The 17908-nt window shown below is 30.6% G+C and carries 18 protein-coding genes; all 18 read left to right on the top strand.

Features of this window, described 5'->3' with window-relative positions:
* Positions 1–6 precede the first annotated feature (6 nt).
* Positions 7–651 (top strand): YigZ family protein, encoded by a 645-nt coding sequence (locus tag BUA48_RS13885; RefSeq protein WP_072832667.1) that lies wholly within the window; start codon positions 7–9, stop codon positions 649–651.
* 74 nt (positions 652–725) lie between these two features.
* Entirely contained in the window at positions 726–1466 is a 741-nt protein-coding gene (locus BUA48_RS13880) for a YebC/PmpR family DNA-binding transcriptional regulator (RefSeq protein ID WP_072832666.1), read from the top strand.
* A 343-nt stretch (positions 1467–1809) separates the two neighbouring features.
* Positions 1810–2355, top strand: a complete 546-nt coding sequence (locus tag BUA48_RS13875; protein WP_072832665.1) for a hypothetical protein — start codon at positions 1810–1812, stop codon at positions 2353–2355.
* 62 nt (positions 2356–2417) lie between these two features.
* On the top strand, positions 2418–2843 hold the full coding sequence (locus BUA48_RS13870; protein ID WP_072832664.1) for a deoxycytidylate deaminase: 426 nt from the start codon (positions 2418–2420) through the stop codon (positions 2841–2843).
* 364 nt (positions 2844–3207) lie between these two features.
* Positions 3208–3876 (top strand): hypothetical protein, encoded by a 669-nt coding sequence (locus BUA48_RS13865; protein ID WP_072832663.1) that lies wholly within the window; start codon positions 3208–3210, stop codon positions 3874–3876.
* A gap of 514 nt (positions 3877–4390) precedes the next feature.
* Positions 4391–4990 carry a Holliday junction branch migration protein RuvA gene (gene ruvA, locus BUA48_RS13860; protein WP_072832662.1) on the top strand — a complete coding sequence of 200 codons (600 nt, stop codon included), beginning with the start codon at positions 4391–4393 and terminating at the stop codon, positions 4988–4990.
* A 7-nt stretch (positions 4991–4997) separates the two neighbouring features.
* On the top strand, positions 4998–6035 hold the full coding sequence (gene ruvB / locus BUA48_RS13855) for a Holliday junction branch migration DNA helicase RuvB (protein WP_178138992.1): 1038 nt from the start codon (positions 4998–5000) through the stop codon (positions 6033–6035).
* 92 nt (positions 6036–6127) lie between these two features.
* Complete coding sequence (queA, locus tag BUA48_RS13850) at positions 6128–7156, top strand: tRNA preQ1(34) S-adenosylmethionine ribosyltransferase-isomerase QueA (protein ID WP_072832660.1); 1029 nt, start codon at positions 6128–6130, stop codon at positions 7154–7156.
* Between the two features lie 32 nt (positions 7157–7188).
* Positions 7189–8322 (top strand): tRNA guanosine(34) transglycosylase Tgt, encoded by a 1134-nt coding sequence (gene tgt, locus BUA48_RS13845; RefSeq protein WP_072832659.1) that lies wholly within the window; start codon positions 7189–7191, stop codon positions 8320–8322.
* A 162-nt stretch (positions 8323–8484) separates the two neighbouring features.
* Positions 8485–8769, top strand: coding sequence for a preprotein translocase subunit YajC (yajC, locus tag BUA48_RS13840; RefSeq protein ID WP_072832658.1), 285 nt, complete (start codon positions 8485–8487; stop codon positions 8767–8769).
* A gap of 96 nt (positions 8770–8865) precedes the next feature.
* Positions 8866–9243 carry a TIGR04086 family membrane protein gene (locus BUA48_RS13835; protein WP_072832657.1) on the top strand — a complete coding sequence of 126 codons (378 nt, stop codon included), beginning with the start codon at positions 8866–8868 and terminating at the stop codon, positions 9241–9243.
* A 424-nt stretch (positions 9244–9667) separates the two neighbouring features.
* A complete protein-coding gene (gene scfA, locus BUA48_RS13830) occupies positions 9668–9805 on the top strand; it encodes a six-cysteine ranthipeptide SCIFF (protein WP_072832656.1) in 138 nt (45 codons plus the stop codon).
* A gap of 188 nt (positions 9806–9993) precedes the next feature.
* The gene (gene scfB / locus BUA48_RS13825) at positions 9994–11367 is read left to right on the top strand and encodes a thioether cross-link-forming SCIFF peptide maturase (RefSeq protein WP_072832655.1); all 1374 of its coding nucleotides are present in this window, start codon (positions 9994–9996) and stop codon (positions 11365–11367) included.
* An 84-nt stretch (positions 11368–11451) separates the two neighbouring features.
* The gene (gene secD, locus BUA48_RS13820) at positions 11452–12714 is read left to right on the top strand and encodes a protein translocase subunit SecD (protein WP_072832654.1); all 1263 of its coding nucleotides are present in this window, start codon (positions 11452–11454) and stop codon (positions 12712–12714) included.
* 4 nt (positions 12715–12718) lie between these two features.
* The gene (gene secF / locus BUA48_RS13815) at positions 12719–13636 is read left to right on the top strand and encodes a protein translocase subunit SecF (protein ID WP_072832653.1); all 918 of its coding nucleotides are present in this window, start codon (positions 12719–12721) and stop codon (positions 13634–13636) included.
* 466 nt (positions 13637–14102) lie between these two features.
* On the top strand, positions 14103–14984 hold the full coding sequence (locus BUA48_RS13810) for a DHH family phosphoesterase (RefSeq protein WP_072832652.1): 882 nt from the start codon (positions 14103–14105) through the stop codon (positions 14982–14984).
* A gap of 50 nt (positions 14985–15034) precedes the next feature.
* Positions 15035–15553 (top strand): adenine phosphoribosyltransferase, encoded by a 519-nt coding sequence (locus BUA48_RS13805; RefSeq protein ID WP_072832651.1) that lies wholly within the window; start codon positions 15035–15037, stop codon positions 15551–15553.
* Positions 15554–15691: 138 nt separating this feature from the next.
* A complete protein-coding gene (locus BUA48_RS13800) occupies positions 15692–17881 on the top strand; it encodes a RelA/SpoT family protein (RefSeq protein WP_072832650.1) in 2190 nt (729 codons plus the stop codon).
* Positions 17882–17908: the final 27 nt, after the last annotated feature.

Below are 17908 nucleotides of genomic sequence, written 5' to 3'. Positions count from 1 at the left end.
ATATAGATGGGTTATTTTACTATAAAAAATAATGCTATGGCAGAGTTTGACGAGAAAAAATCGATTTTTATAGGCCATGTAAAAAGAGTTGAAACAGAAAATGATGCAAAGGCATTTATAGATGAAATAAGAGGACAATACAAGGATGCACGTCATAATGTATATGCATATATAATTGGTGAAAATATGGGTATACAAAGATATAGTGATGATGGAGAGCCTAAGGGCACAGGAGGAATACCGGTTTTAGAAGTAATGAAGAAAAATGAAATAACAGACTCTGTTGTAGTTGTAACACGTTATTTTGGAGGAATACTTTTAGGGGCTGGAGGCTTAGCAAGAGCATATTCTAAGGGTGCAGCTATGGCTATAAAGGAAGCTATGATAGTTGAAAAGGTAAGGGGGATTGCCTTAGAAGCTATTATAGATTATGATTTACTTGGAAAGGTTCAGTATTTATGTGGTCAAAATCAATGGCATATAGAAGATACAGCTTATACTGAAGCTGTTAGCTTGAAAATTTACAGCGAAAGTTCTATAATTGATGAAGTAGAGAGAGCCTTTGTAGAAGCTACCTCAGGTAAGGTAACATTACTTAGGGACGATGAGAAATATTACTTTAAATTAGATGGAAGGCTTTATGAAGCTTAGAACATTGCATAGGTTACTTTTAACATGATATAATATTACAAGAATTTTAAGAAATATTGAAGGGAGAATACATAATGTCAGGACATTCAAAGTGGCATAACATACAAGCCAAAAAAGGAAAAGTTGATGCTAAAAGAGGTAAAATTTTTACTAAAATAGGTAAAGAAATTGCAATCGCAGCTAAAAATGGTGGTGCAAATCCTGATGCTAACCCAAGATTAAGAGATGTTATAGCAAAAGCAAAAGCTAATAACATGCCAAAAGATTCTATAGAAAGAGCTATAAAGAAAGCATCTGGAGAATTAGCATCAGTAAACTATGATGAAATAATATATGAAGGATACGGAGCAGCTGGTGTTGCTATGGTCGTTGAAGTTCTAACTGATAATAAAAATAGAAGTGCTGGTAATGTAAGACACCTATTTGACAAATGTGGTGGAAACTTAGGAGCTAGCGGATGTGTTGGTTGGATGTTCAATAAAAAAGGTCAAATAGTTATTGAAAGAACAGAATCAATGGACGAAGAAGAAATCATGATGGTTGCATTAGATGCAGGTGCTGAAGATTTCAATGCTGAAGAAGAAGTATTTGAAGTAATCACAGAAATGGCTAACTTCGGTACAGTAAGAGAAGCTTTAGAAGAACAAGGATTTGAATTCTTATCAGCTGAAATAACTATGATACCAGATAACAACGTAGAAGTTGATATGGAAGTTGCAGCTAAGATTCAAAAATTAGTTGACTTATTAGAAGATGATGATGACGTTCAAAACGTATATCACAACGCAGAATTCCCAGAGGAATTTGAAGAATAATAAATATATAAATACTGTATATCAATGGATTGAAAGAGATTAATAGGTATAGTGTCAGTTGGAAAGCTATTATAAAAATATCTGGATTAAGATATACATATTAATTATGCTATTTAAAATTTAAAAGATATACACAAGGATTAAGGCAAATATAACACCTCCTTGATTACTATATATTCTAGTTAATGCTAGATATATGGAAGTCAAGGAGGTGTTTTTGATTTGTAATAAAGATACTTTAAAGGATTATAAGTTTTTAATAAATGTTAATTTGTTTTTAAATATTTTTGAATTCTGTATAGAATAAATTTCTAGGTTCATAATTAAATCAGAGGTGATTATTATGAGCAAAGTTATAATTTTTCTGTACTATTATGGATATAAAATATTAGGGGTAGCCTTTATAATGTTTATAGCTTATACATGGATAAGATTTATTACTGGAGCTGATAAAGTTCATTATAATCCTAGACAAAATAGAGTGAATAATGACCTACATAACTTATGTGAAGAGAAGTTTTTGGAGTTTTGTAAATCTTATATGTGCTTAAGACAAAACAATGCAAAGGTTGAAGAGGAGTTTGAGGAGGAGAATGCTTTTATCATAAAGGATGATAGAGATAGGGAAACTTATATTTATTGTGAGAAGGATGAAAGTATAGAAGTTGATTACGATATATGTAAAGGAATTTTGAGGAGAATGATTGCTCTTGATATGCAGAGGGCTGTGATAATTTGTAACGGAAACATAGAGGAGTCAGTTCTAGAATATATATCTAGGCTTAATAGAAACTCTTATATGAAGATTGAGATAGTTTTATTAGATGATATTATATATGATTTAGATCATGAAGATGATGAAATAATATTTTCTGCTTTCCCAATATAGATGAAATTTATTATATTGTGATATAATATAATAAATTTTCTTCAGATAGGGGGAGAGGTACTATGAGAAAAGATTGGGATAAGTATTTTATGGATATTGCATTCATGGTAAAAGAAAGAAGTACATGTCCTAGACTACATGTAGGTGCAGTAGTTGTAAAAGATAAGAGAATAAAAGGGACTGGATATAATGGAAGTCCTCCACATTTAGAGCATTGTGATGATGCTGGATGCCTTATGATAAACAATCATTGTAAAAGAACTATTCATGCTGAGGTTAATGCTATTATGGAGTGTTCTCCTGAAGAGAGAGCTGGAGCAACTATATACATTACAGCTCAACCATGCATGGAGTGTACAAAGATAATTATAGCATCAGGAATTGAAAGAGTAGTATTCGCTAAAAAATATGCAACAGAGCATGACTTCTTTGCAGAAGCTGATTGGATTGAAGTTGTATATCTAGAAGGATACGAAGAAAGAGTATAAGTACATAGTGGCTTTATAAGGTTGAGAATAAGTCAAAACTAGGAAATAAGAGTTAAGAAAGACAAGGTAAGAAGTAAAAGGAAACATATAAGGTAAAAATTAAGAAAGAAAAGATATAAGAATTAAGAGTTGAAAATTATAAGAGTTAAGAGAAAGATGTGGAAAAGTAAAAAACAAGAGAGAAATGAAAGATAGAATAATTGAAAAAGTAAAAGATATTAAAGTAAGAACTATAAGATAAGATAAGATAAAAAGGTTTGGTTAATTATGATTAGAATTAACCAGACCTTTTTTTACAATAAATTTAGGGTAAATGTATATTATTAGAAATATTGGTCATAATACTCAATAAAGGAGTGATATTATGAGCGATAATTTAAAGAAAGTTAAAAATAAAGATAATAGCAATGATAATAATTTTAATAAGAATAAGGATAAATACATAGTTATAGGCGTACTTTCCTTAGTAATGTTATTTGTAACAAGTTTTACCCTTACTTATTATTTAATGAATAATAAAGATTATGCTAATGAAGATACAGCTATGGCTTCAAGTCATGGTATAGAAGAGCATTATGATAAAATTAGTATATTTTATAAAACTAAGTTTTTAGCTAATGCAGAAAATTCTCAAGAAAATAGTACCTTAGATCAAGTTATAGAAAAGCAAGGAGAAGATAAGGATAAGCTACTTGCAATGTCTAAAGAGGAGCTAAAGACTGCTCTTGAAAAGGGTGATTATAAACTTGAGGAAGTAGTTAAAAATGAAATAACCTTAGTAAGAGAATTTGATAAATACTTATATGCACCTAATAAATACATAATAGGTATAAAAGATGGATATGTAGCAGTTTTAAAAACTAAGGAGGATAATGAAGCTTATGTAGAAGATGAGAAGACTGATGTAACAGATATTAGTACTAAGAATCTTCCAGTAGCAGATTTAGAGTTTTTAAAAAGAGGAAACAAGATGTATGAATTTAATACTAAGGATGAGGCCTTGAATTATATAAAGGCATTATTTAGAAGCTAACACCTACTTCAAATATATTTACTAGTTTTACTTTAGTTTTAGGATGCTTATATAAATAAGAATCTTAAGTTGAAAAGCTAAATTAAAGCTAAATAGAAAACTCAATTTACTAACTTTTTAATTGAAAGAAAAATAAGAGGCTATGGCAATGAGAAATATATATTATACTGATTGGTAAATTAAAATTAGTATAATCTTTAGTAGTATTTCCCTTAACTCCATAGTCTCTTATTTTGTTATTATAAAAGAAAGTTAAAAGAACAAATTAATTCTGTTGGTACAATAATAGCTGAAATGACTGGTGCAGATATAGAATTTATTTCTGATTATCCAGAATGGTAGATTTGCTTATAATAATAAAACAAGAGAAATATAGATTTGCTTATAATTTCAACAAAAAATCTATAATTATTGAATTAAAAGGGCTATAATGTTAAAGTATAATAGTCGATTTTTATGAATGAGCCCACTTCAATTTGTTAAGTGAGGTATTAGAAGGGGGTTAGGGTAGAAAATGTACGAATATATAAAAGGAATTTTTAAAGGAATCAAAAAGGATTGTGTTATAGTAGAAAATGGGGGTATAGGTTATAAAATATATACTTCTGGTAGTACTATGGCTATGATGCCTAATATTGATGAGGATGTATTTCTTTATTTGCATCAGATAATTAGAGAGGATTTTCATGGTTTATATGGCTTTATGACAGAAGAGGAATTAGAGTTATTTAATAAACTTATAACTATAAATGGAGTTGGTGCAAAGGCATCTCTTTCTTTATTATCTATTGGTAGTGCAAATAAACTTAAGTATGCTATTGTATCTGGAGATGAAAAATTTATAATAAAGGCTCCTGGTATAGGTAAAAAAATTGCTCAAAGAATAATTTTAGAACTTAGAGATAAAGTTAGTGTATCTGAGGAAACTATTGTTAATAATATAGATAATGGATTATTAGATTTAGAGGTTAATAAGAATTTATCTGAAGCATTAGGTGCTTTAATTTCCTTAGGATATTCTGAAAAGGAAGCAGAGAAAGCTATTAATAAAGCTGATAGTAGTAAGTCTTTAGAAGATATAATTAAAGAATGTCTAAAATATTTAATGAGTTAGGTGATAAATTATGGATAGATTAGTAACTTCAGAGGAGATTATAGAGGATTTAGACGCAGAATTATCATTACGACCTAAGAGATTAAGTGAGTATATAGGGCAAAGTAAGGTTAAAGAGAAGCTAGGTATATTCATAGAAGCAGCTAAAATGAGAGATGAGGCTTTGGATCATGTTTTATTATATGGGCCTCCTGGACTTGGTAAGACAACCTTAGCTAATATAATTGCTAGGGAAATGGGTGGAGAGCTTAAGGTAACTTCAGGGCCAGCCATAGAGAGAGCAGGAGATTTAGCAGCTATACTTACAAGCTTAAATAAAAATGATGTGTTATTTATAGATGAGATTCATAGATTAAATAGATCTGTAGAGGAAATACTATATCCTGCTATGGAGGATTATGCCTTAGATATTGTTATAGGAAAGGGAGCTGCAGCAAAATCTATAAGAATAGATTTGCCTAAGTTTACTTTGTTAGGGGCTACTACTAGAGTAGGACTTTTAACCTCACCCTTAAGGGATAGATTTGGTGTTATGTGTGCTATGGAGTTTTATGAAGAGGATGAACTTATGAACATAGTTGCAAGATCAGCCAAGATACTTAATATTCCTATAACTAAGGAAGCTGCAATTGCTATAGGAAGAAGATCAAGAGGTACCCCTAGAATTGCAAATAGATTTCTAAAAAGGGTTAGAGACTATTGTGATGTAAAGGGAAGTGGAATAATAGATGAAACTATAGTTGATAAGGCAGCAGAATTATTAGAAATAGATGAAGAAGGTTTTGATAGAACTGATAATAGAATCTTAGATGCTATTGTGTATAACTTTGCTGGTGGTCCTGTGGGAATAGAAACCTTAGCTTATTTTATAGGAGAGGAAACTAGTACCTTAGAGGATGTTTATGAACCCTATTTACTTCAAAAGGGTTTTATAGCTAGGACTCCAAGGGGAAGAATAGCTTGTGAAAAGGCATATAAGCATTTAAATGTAGATCCTAATGAGGTTAATAAAAAAGGAAATTCAAAACAGTGTACTCTTTTCTAAAAAGTGCACTGTTTAAATAAAGTTTTTTACTAAGAGTTATATAGATGTATAATAGTACAGAGAATTAATGTTTACTAAGGAAGGTGTACATATTGAAAGTTAAAGATTTTGATTTTTATTTACCAGAAGAATCAATAGCTCAACATCCAGCAGCTAAAAGGGATGAATCAAGATTAATGGTTCTTCAAAAGGAAACTGGAGAAATTGAACATAAAAAATTTAAAGATATAGTTGATTATTTAAGAGCAGGAGACTGTTTAGTTTTAAATAACACTAGAGTATTGCCAGCGAGACTTTTTGGTGCAAAGGAAGATACTAATGGTAAGATGGAATTCCTTTTATTAAAAAGAGTTGAAAAGGATACTTGGGAAACTCTTGTTAAGCCTGGTAAGAGAGCTAAGATAGGAAATAGATTTGTTTTTGGAAATGGCGAACTTAAGGCAGAAGTAGTAGGTATGGGTGAAGAAGGAAGTAGACTTGTAAGATTTGAGTATGAGGGTATATTTGAAGAGGTTTTAGATAGTTTAGGACAAATGCCACTTCCACCATATATAACAGAGCAATTAGAGGAAAAAGAAAGATATCAAACAGTGTACTCTAAGGAAGTTGGTTCTGCTGCAGCACCTACAGCAGGTTTGCATTTTACAGAGGAATTATTACAGAGAATAAAGGATAAGGGTGTTGAGATTGCCTTTGTAACATTACATGTTGGCTTAGGTACTTTTAGACCTGTTAAAGTTGATGATATTAATGATCACCATATGCACTCAGAATATTACCAAATGTCTCAGGAAACAGCAGATACTATTAATAGATGTAAAGAGAATGGTGGTAGATTAATAGGGGTAGGAACTACTTCATGTAGAACTATCGAAAGTATAGCTGATGAAAATGGAAAATTAAAAGAGCAAAGTGGATGGACTGAAATATTTATATATCCAGGATATAAGTTCAAAGCGTTAGATTGCTTAATTACTAATTTCCACCTGCCACAGTCTACTTTAATCATGCTAGTTAGTGCTTTAGCTGGTAAGGAGCATGTAATGAATGCTTATGAGGTAGCAGTTAAGGACGGATATAGATTCTTTAGTTTTGGAGATGCAATGTTTATACATAAGTAAAAATTAAGATAAATTTGATGGGAAGTGAAGAAATGGGACAATACACACTACTAAAAAGAGATGGAAAAACAAGACGTGGAGAGTTTAAGACAGTTCACGGAACAATACAAACTCCTGTATTTATGAATGTTGGTACTTTAGCAGCTATTAAAGGTGCTGTATCATCTATGGATTTAAAAGAGATAGGATGCCAGGTTGAACTATCTAACACATATCACCTGCATTTAAGACCCACAGATAAGGTTGTTGGAGAGTTAGGTGGATTACATAAGTTTATGAATTGGGATAGACCTATTTTAACAGATTCAGGCGGATTCCAAGTATTCTCATTGGCAGCCATGAGAAAGATAAAGGAAGAGGGAGTTTATTTTAACTCACATATTGATGGAAGAAAAATATTCATGGGACCAGAGGAAAGTATGCAAATACAAAGCAATTTAGCATCAACTATAGCTATGGCTTTCGATGAGTGTATACCAAACCCATCTACAAGAGAATATGTAGAAAACTCAGTTGCAAGAACAACTAGATGGCTTGAGAGATGTAAAAAGGAAATGGATAGATTAAACTCACTTCCAGATACAATCAACAAGGATCAGATGTTATTTGGTATAAATCAAGGTGGAACTTATGAAGATATAAGAATAGAGCATGCTAAAACTATTTCTAAAATGGATTTAGATGGTTATGCAATTGGTGGTTTAGCAGTTGGTGAAAGCCACGAAGATATGTATAAAGTTATAGATGCTGTTGTACCACATTTACCAGTTGATAAACCAATATATTTAATGGGTGTAGGAACACCTGCAAATATTTTAGAGGCAGTTGAAAGAGGTGTAGACTTCTTTGATTGTGTTTTACCAGCTAGAAACGGTAGACATGGGCATCTGTTCACTAAAGATGGAAAAATAAATATAATGAATGCTAAGTATGAGCTTGATACAAAACCTATAGATGAAGGGTGTCAATGTCCAGCATGTAAACACTATACAAGAGCTTATATAAGACATTTATTTAAGGCTAAGGAAATGTTAGCTATGAGACTTGCAGTTTTACATAACTTATATTTCTATAATAACTTAATGCAAGAAATAAGAGATGCCATTGATGCTGATAACTTTGCAGGATTTAAAGCTAAAAAGTTACAAGAGTGGGGTATAAAATAATATGAATTAGGGTTCATATTACCTGTAAAAGCGTAAAAAAGTAAGGTTTTTATAGAATTATAGAGAAAAATAAGAATAATTAAGAGTTAAAAATCATTGCTTTAAATTCATATTTGCATTAAAATGTATATCATACTTAAAAAATAGAAAGGAGAATATGAAATGAATATAGTTGTTCAACTTTTACCATTTATCGTTATGATGGTAGTTTTATACTTAATCATATTCCTACCAGAAAAGAAAAGAAAGAAACAATATGAGGAAATGATAAACTCATTAAAAGTAAATGATGAAATTATGACTAAAGGTGGAGTAATGGGAAGAATTACTTCATTAAAGGATGATTACATAATTTTAGAGTCTGGTCCTGATAGATCAAGAATCAAATTTACTAAACAAGCAATTGCTTCAGTTATAACACCTGAGGAAACTGTTAGTGAAAATTAGAAATAAGTAATAAAAGACTTCTTGTTTGCATAAGTAATATTAAGCAAATAAGGAGTTTTTTTATTTAATAAGTAGTTTTTCTGAGGGGGTGGGTTTATGGTGAAGAGATCTAAAATCTCATGTGTCAGTGTAGGGCTTATAAGAGCAACTATAGTTACCTTAATTTGTTTCTTAGCATATACCTTGATAGCAACGTTTTGCTTTGGAACTATAGAGAATATGAAGGTTAATTCTATATTTATTATGATTTTTAGCTGTTTTAGTATATTTTATGGTGCTGTATGGGCAGCCAGGACATCAGGTGAAAAGGGTTGGCTTATGGGACTCTCAGTTTCAATATTATATATAGTTATTATATATATAATATCAATTGTAGCTGGTAGAGAAGCAGCGCTTGTGGGCAGGGATTTTGTTAGAGCAATTATTGCAATGGTTGTAGGAACATTGTCAGGAATGATAGGTATAAACATATAGAACTTTAAACATATAAACTTAAGCTCCTTATTTGCTTTAAAATAGAATTTAGGTATATACTTATATATAAGTTAACTACTATATTATTAATGATTACTATAGTAATTACATTACTTATGTTAAGTGTGTAATAAGAAAATAAAAATAGAACAAGAATAATAACTATGGCAATGACAATACTGATGTTAACTACATGTAATAAGGGTCATAGGGTATTTGATTTCATATGTAAAAGTCTTTTTTTATTGTTTGTTTGGCTAGTTCTATGTAATCATAAGGGCTTTTATTTTATATGTTAAATATAGTTTTAAATGCAATATTTTATATTGATTAGTGGTGGATATGTTATATAAGATTAAATTGATTTATCTACTATATTGTGGTACAATTGTACGGAAAACTTTTTAAATGGAGGAGTATCAATATGAAACACATAAAAGTTATCAATAAATCAAATTTAAAAAATAGCTTAAAGAAACCAGGATGTAAAGAATGTGCAAACTCTTGCCAATCTGCTTGTAAAACATCTTGTACAGTTGCTAACTTAGCTTGTGAAAACTAATTAAAAGCTTAGGGCAAATAGCGTAGCAGTAACTTTAGGTTACTGCTTTATGTTTTATCAGAGGAATAAATTTCATAATATTATAATTTTATGGTGTTATGAAATTTTATTGTATATTAGAGGATAGGTTTTTAATGACTAAAGAAATAAAATTATAAGTTTATTTAATAAGCGGGAGGAATTTTAACATGGCGTTAATTCATAAATTTAAACAAGGTGATAATTACTTTATAGTTGATGTTAACTCAGGATCTTTACATAGTGTAGACGAATTAGTTTATGATTTAGTAGAAGATGGTGGCTTAAAAAGCAAGGAAGAGCTTTTAAGTTTACTTGATGGAAAGTATGATGCTGAAATTATAGAAGAAGCATATGGGGAAATTAAAGAGTTAGTTGAAGAAGGATATTTGTATACTACTGATTTATATGAAGAAATCGCAATGAAGAGCGGAAATTCTAAATCTTACATAAAAGCTGTTTGCTTAAATATAATTCATGATTGTAACTTAAAGTGTAAGTACTGTTTTGCAGATGAGGGGGAATACCACGGTGGTAAGAAGAGAATGTCTGCAGAAATCGGAAAGAAATCAATTGATTATGTGCTTAAACATTCAGGACCAAGAAAGAATATAGAAATAGATTTATTTGGTGGAGAGCCACTTATGGCAATGCCAGTAATTAAAGAGATTGTAGCTTATGGAAGAGAGCAAGAGAAAATCCATAACAAGAGTATTAGATTTACAATGACAACTAACTGTACTTTATTAACTGATGAGTTAATGGAGTATTTAAATGAAAATATGGTAAATATCATTTTAAGTATAGATGGAAGAAAAGAAGTCAATGATAATGTTAGAATAAGATTTGACGGCAAAGGTTCATATGACATGATTTTACCTAAGATTAAAGAAATGGTAGAAAAAAGAGATAAGACAAAAGCTCACTATGTAAGAGGTACCTTCACAAGAGAAAACCTTGACTTCTATGAAGATATCAAGCACTTAGCAGAGCAAGGATTTAAAGAAATATCTGTGGAGCCAGTAGTTCTTCCAGCAGAGCATGAACTTTCTTTAAGAGAAGAAGATCTACCAGTTATCTTTGAACAATACGATAAATTATATGAAGAAATGGCTAAGAGATATGAAGAAGGAAATGAATTTAACTTCTATCACTTCAACATAGATTTAAAGGGTGGTCCATGTGTATATAAAAGAATATCAGGATGTGGAGCTGGTCATGAATATATAGCAATCACTCCAGAGGGAGATATATATCCATGTCACCAATTTGTTAACAATGAAGAGTTTAAATTAGGAACTATTTTTGAAGAGAGTTTTGATGAGAAGATAAGTGATGAATTTAAAAATGCTCACATTTATAACAAACCAGTATGTAAAGACTGTTGGGCTAGATTCTATTGTAGTGGAGGATGTCAAGCAAACAACTTTAACTTCAATGGAGACATGCATGTTCCTTATAACATAGGTTGTGAAATGCAAAAGAAGAGAATCGAATGTGCTATTGCATTAAAGGCTAAAAAAATGGAAAAAGAAAATGAATAATACCCATTATTGACTATTATTGTTAAAAGTAATATAATAATGAACAGAAGTTTGCCGCAACTTAGTTAGCAAAGGAGGATGAAAATGAAGAATAATAAGAAAAGTAAAGATAAGGCAAAAAGTGTTACCTTATTAGTAATTACTATTCTTGTAATTGCAACTTTAGGCTTTGCAGGGCTTAAAGGGTTTACTATTGCCGGTTACAAAATAAAACCATTTTCTCAGGCAATTAACAGAGGGCTAGACTTACAAGGGGGTATTTCTGTTGTAGAAGAAATACAAGCGGAAGAAGTAAGTCCAGAGGATATGAGTAGAGAAATTGAATTTTTAAGTATGAGAGTTAACAAGCTTGGTGTATCTGAGACAGAGGTTAAACAAGAAGGGGATAAGAGAATAAGAATAGAGATCCCTGGTATATTTAACTCTGAAGAAGTTATGGATGTACTAGGTAAAACAGGGGAACTTAAATTTGTGGATCCTAATGGTGAAACTATCTTAACAGGTAAAGATGTTAAAAATGCAGTAGCTCGTATGAATCCAGAGACTCAAAAATCAGAGATAGCTCTTGAATTTTCAGACGAAGGAAAAGATAAATTTGCTAATGCTACTAAGGAATTTGTAGGGAAACAAATAGCTATTTACATGGATGAAGAGAAGTTAAGTGAACCAACTGTAAATGAACCAATATTAAATGGTCAGGCTGTAATAAGTGGAAGTAAAAACCTAGAAGAAGCAAAAAGAGATGCGGATATAATAAAATCAGGTGCATTACCATTACCAGTAAAACCAGTATCTTTTAAAACAGTAGGATCTCAATTAGGTTCTGATGCTATGCCAAATAGTAAAAAAGCTGCAATTTTAGGTGTTGGCTTAGTATTTATATTTATGTTAGCAGTGTATAGATTACCAGGATTAGTTGCTGATTTAGCACTAGTACTATTTATATTATTAGATTTATATGTTTTTGTAGCAATGGAAGGAACATTGACATTAGCTGGTATAGCGGGTCTGTTACTTACTATTGGAATGGCCGTGGACGCCAATGTGCTCATATTTGAGAGAATTAAGGAAGAGATACAGTCAGGAAAATCTATAAAAGCATCTGTTAATGCAGGTTTTGATAGAGCATTAACATCAATATTAGACTCAAATATTACAACTATGATAGCAGGTATTATTCTTTATAATTTTGGTACAGGATCAGTAAGAGGCTTTGCAGTAACTTTAATGATTGGTATAGTTATAAGTGTATTTACAGCATTAATATTTACTAAATTTATACTAAGATTATTATTAAATATTGGAATACTAGAGAAACCTGGTTATTTCGGTGTGAAAAGGGGGTAAATTCATGATAAAGATATTTGAAAAACGTAAGATATGGTATGGAATATCTTTAGCTATCATGTTGATAGGTCTTGGGTTTGCCATAGCTTTTAAAGGGCTAAACTTCGGTATAGACTTTAAGGGTGGAACTATATTAACTTTTAATATGGGTGAACAAGTAAATCAAGATAAAGTTCAAGAGGTAGAAAAAGTTATATCTGACTTTACTAAAAAGTATAGTGCAAGAGAAACAAACAATACAGAGATTGAATTAATTATTCAAACAGGTGCAATAGAAACGGAGCAAGTAAAAGAGCTAAAAACTAAGGTTAAAGAAGAATTTAACTTAGGTGATGATTATTTAGTTCAAGAAGAAAATATAAGTGGTTCTATTGGTAGTGAATTAACTAGAAAAGCATTTATAGCTTCAATTTTATCCTGTATAGCAATAGCTATATATATAGCTGTAAGATTCGAATTCGAATTTGGTGTTGCTGCAATAGTTGCATTAATTCACGACTTACTTATTACACTTAGTGTATATGCTATACTTAGAATTCGTATAAACTCTCCTTTTATAGCTGCTGTTATGACTATATTAGGATATTCTATGAATGATACAATAGTAATATTTGATAGAATAAGAGAAAACAAAAAGAAATTAGGTAAGGTTGAGACAGGTGAGTTAATTAATTCAAGTATAAGTCAAACTATGAGGAGATCAATATATACTTCATTATCTACTTTACTTACAATAATGATGATGGTTATTTTGGTTCCGGGTATACGAGAATTAACAGTACCATTAATTATTGGTATAATAACAGGAACATATTCTTCAATCTTTATAGCTAGTCCGATTTGGGCAACTTTAAGAGATAAAAAGGATAAGAAAAATCCTAAAGCTCAATATGGAAAAAAGAAAAAAACTAGTGAAGCTTAAACAAGACTCCGAGGGTAACTCGGAGTTTTTATATGCTTAAAATACTTTATAAGAAAAAGTATTTTAAGGTGCTAATTTTATATTTAAGGTATATATCTTGCATTAAATAAACTTCATTCATATTTTATAGGATAAAGAATTTAATATGTGATAACTTACTATGAGGTAGATTTAATGTTGCAAAGTACATATTAATTTTTTAGGTTTAAAGTATTAACCTTTGAATGTATAGGTTTAAGTTACTAAGGACTAAGTGGAATTTATGCTGAGGAATATGAGGCTAAAGAAAATAGAAATATGTATAAATAGATATTTCCTGGGAAAAAATAATACAAATATCATACTAAAAACGTCAAAAATTACATTGAAAAGATAAAAATTCTACAAGAATGCAAAAAAAAATTGTAAAAACCATAATTTTAAATTATAATATATATGTTTTCTCTAAATGTTCGGGGGATTGATTATGGTTAAAGATGTTAGTTATGAGTATGATAAAAAAAAGGTATGTAAGAAAGTAAAAAAACATTATAAAAAATACGATCCTTTTTTATTAAAGGGCATGGAAGTTGCACTAAAAAGAATAATTACGGCTGTAAATGCTAGAGAGAAAATAGTCATTTATGGGTACTATGATGTAGACAGTATAACTAGTATAGCCATATTATTATTGGTCCTTAGGTATTTAAATGCCGATGTGGAGTATTATATACCTAATGATGAGAATATAGAAAGAACTCTGAGATCTAAAGATATTCTTAATCACATAGAATTTTTAGGTACAGATTTAATAATTAGCTTAGGCTGTGGTATGAATTCACATAAAGAAATAGAACTTTGTAAAGAATTAGGTATAGATGTAGTGGTTTTAGATACGGAGAAAACTAGTGTAGATAGGCTAGATGCTTATGTAATTAATCCTAATCAAGATAGTTGTTCTTACCCTTTTAAAGGACTTTCTTTTGTGGGCTTAACATTTAAACTTGTTCAGGCTTTATCTAGATACTATAAGCTAAAAAGCTTTAATAAGTATGTAGATTTAGTTATGATAGGTACTACAGCTTCTGAGGTGGACTTAAGTGATGAAAATGGGATATTTTTCACTGAAGGAATATATCAAGTAAATCATACTAATAATTACGGACTAAAAGCTTTAATGAAGATAAATGATTTGAAGCAAATAAGTGAAGACAATGTTAATCAATTAATAGAATGTATTATTCCTAGGGTTAATCCTATTGGAAAGATGGATAATGCTAAAATAGTAGTGGAGCTATTGACTACTACAGATTTATTAAGAGCGGAACAAATAGCAAAATATTTGCATAAAGAAGCAAATAAGGAGTAATAAGTTTTACTTAAAATCAACTGTATGAGTGGCAGTGAGGGGGAAATACAATGGAATTAAAAGATAGAATAAGAATAGTCGAGAACTTTCCTAAAGAAGGTATTAGTTTTAAGGATGTAACACCTTTATTACAAGATAAAGATGCATTAAAAGAAACTATAGAAATAATAGCGAACTATTTAAAGGACAAAAATATAGATGTAATTGCAGGACCGGAAGCAAGAGGATTCTTATTTGGTGTGCCAGTAGCTACTGCTTTAAATGTTGGATTTATACCAGTTAGAAAACCAGGCAAATTACCATATGAGACTTTAAGCATTGAGTATGACTTAGAGTATGGAAGTAATATTCTAGAGATTCATAAGGATGCTATAAAGCCAGGACAAAGAGTTGCTATAGTAGATGACTTACTTGCAACAGGTGGTACTGTTGAGGCTGCTACTAAACTTATAGAAGAGGCTGGCGGAGAAGTTGTATCTTTAGCTTTCGTAATAGAGCTTACAGAGCTTAGAGGTAGAGATAAATTAGAAGGACATGATGTTATGTCTTTAATGAAATATGATATCTAATTTTTAAAAGTAAATAGTGGAAAAAATAACTGATACTTTAAATTTGAATTGCATATTGCATTTAGGTATTATATAATTAATAAAAAAAGACGACTGGTTAGTAATAGACCAGTCGTTTAATTTAGGGAAGTATTGAGCATGGTGGAAAAATTATTTGAAATAATAGATAAGAATTGTAGTAATATTGATAAAAACTTAATACAAAAAGCCTATGACTTAGCTTTCGAAGCTCATGAAACACAAAAAAGAGAGTCAGGTGAACCATACATTATACATCCTATAGAAGTTGCATGTATTTTAGCTGAAATAGGTATGGATACAAGTACTATTTGTGCTGGGATTTTGCATGATGTTGTAGAGGACACTGACTATACATATGACGATATACTTAATATGTTTGGTAAGGAAGTAGCTGATTTAGTTCAGGGAGTAACTAAGTTAGGTAAGATTAAGTATAAGTCGAAAGAAGAGCAACAAGCTGATAATGTTAGAAAAATGTTGCTAGCTATGGCAAAGGATATAAGAGTAATTCTTATAAAACTTGCTGATAGATTACATAATTTAAGAACTCTTAAGTATATGCCTGAGCATAAGCAAAAACAAAAGGCTAAGGAAACTTTGGATATCTATGCTCCTTTAGCCCATAGACTTGGTATATCTAAAATCAAGTGGGAATTAGAGGACTTATCTTTAAGATATTTGAAACCAGATGAGTATTATGACTTAGTAGAGCAGATATGTGCAAAGAGGGTTGAAAGAGAAGCTTATATAAGTGAAATAGTAGATGATCTTTCAAAAAACATATCCAAGTCTGGAATAAAGGCTGACATACAGGGAAGACCTAAACATTTTTATAGTATATATAATAAGATGCAAAAGAAAAATAAATCTTTAGATCAAATCTTTGATTTAACAGCTATTAGGATTTTGGTTGAAACCGTTGTGGATTGTTATGCTACTTTAGGAATAGTACACACAATGTATAAGCCTATGCCAGGAAGATTTAAGGATTATATTGCAATGCCTAAGCCTAATATGTATCAATCTTTACACACTACAGTAATGGGACCTAAGGGAAAACCCTTTGAGATTCAAATTAGGACCTATGAGATGCATAATACCGCTGAATATGGTATAGCAGCTCACTGGAAGTATAAAGAGGGTGCTAATGGAGAAAACAATAATTTAGAAAATAAACTAACATGGTTAAGTGATATTTTAGAATGGCAGGGAGAAACTTCTGATGCAGAGGAGTTTATGGAGGCCTTTAAAATAGATTTATTTTCTGATGAGATTTTTGTATTTACTCCAAAGGGAAGAGTTATAAGTCTTCCTAATGAATCTACACCTATAGATTTTGCTTATAGAATTCACACTGATGTAGGTCATAGATGTATTGGAGCAAAGGTAAATGGCAAAATTGTTCCACTAGATTTCCAGTTAAAGACTGGTGAGATTGTAGAGGTTATAACTTCTCCTATGGACAAGGCACCAAGTATAGATTGGCTTTCTGTAGTAAAAAGCAATCATGCTAAAAGTAAAATAAAAGCTTGGTATAATAAAGCTAGGAGAGATGAACATGTTTCTAAAGGAAAAGAGCTTTTAGAAAAGGAAGCTAAGAAGCAAGGATATCATTTAGGTGATATAATAGATGAGGAAGAAATTAAGAAATTATATAAAAAGTATAGCATTAGAGTTATAGATGATTTATTTGCTATAGTTGGTACAGGTTCCTTAATTCCTTCAGCAATAATCTTAAAGTTAAAAGAGGCTTATTTAGCTAAAAATAAAAAGGAAACTATAACCTTAGAACAAGTTCAAGAAGATATAAGGCAAAATAATAATAGAAAAAATAAAGAAAATTCACATAAAAAGAGCAAGTCACCAGAGGTAGTTATAAAAGGCATTGATAATGTAATGATAAGATTTGCTAGATGTTGTAACCCTGTTCCTGGAGATGAGATAATAGGATATATAACTAAGGGAAGAGGAGTATCTGTTCATAGAAAGGATTGTAAAAATGTACAATGCTTAATTAAAAATGAACAAGATAAAATTCTAGAAGTCTCATGGGGAAATATCAATGGTGGTGAATTCACAACTGAAATACAAGTTAAGGGCGATGACAGATTAGGACTTTTAGCGGAAGTAATGGAAATTCTTTCAGCTCAAAAAATACACCTAAGATCTATAAGTGCCAATTCAGGAAAAGATGGCTATGCACTTATTAACATAAAGATAACCGTATCCTCTGTTCAGGAGTTGGTGGATCTTAAGAAGTTTATTAGAAAAGTTAAGGGTGTACGAGACGTATATAGATTAATATAATGAATATAAGTATAATAGGAGAGTAAT

It is taken from the genome of Clostridium collagenovorans DSM 3089 (assembly GCF_900130005.1).
GTDB lineage: Bacteria > Bacillota > Clostridia > Clostridiales > Clostridiaceae > Clostridium_D > Clostridium_D collagenovorans.
This window is presented reverse-complemented; position numbering and strand designations above follow the sequence as displayed.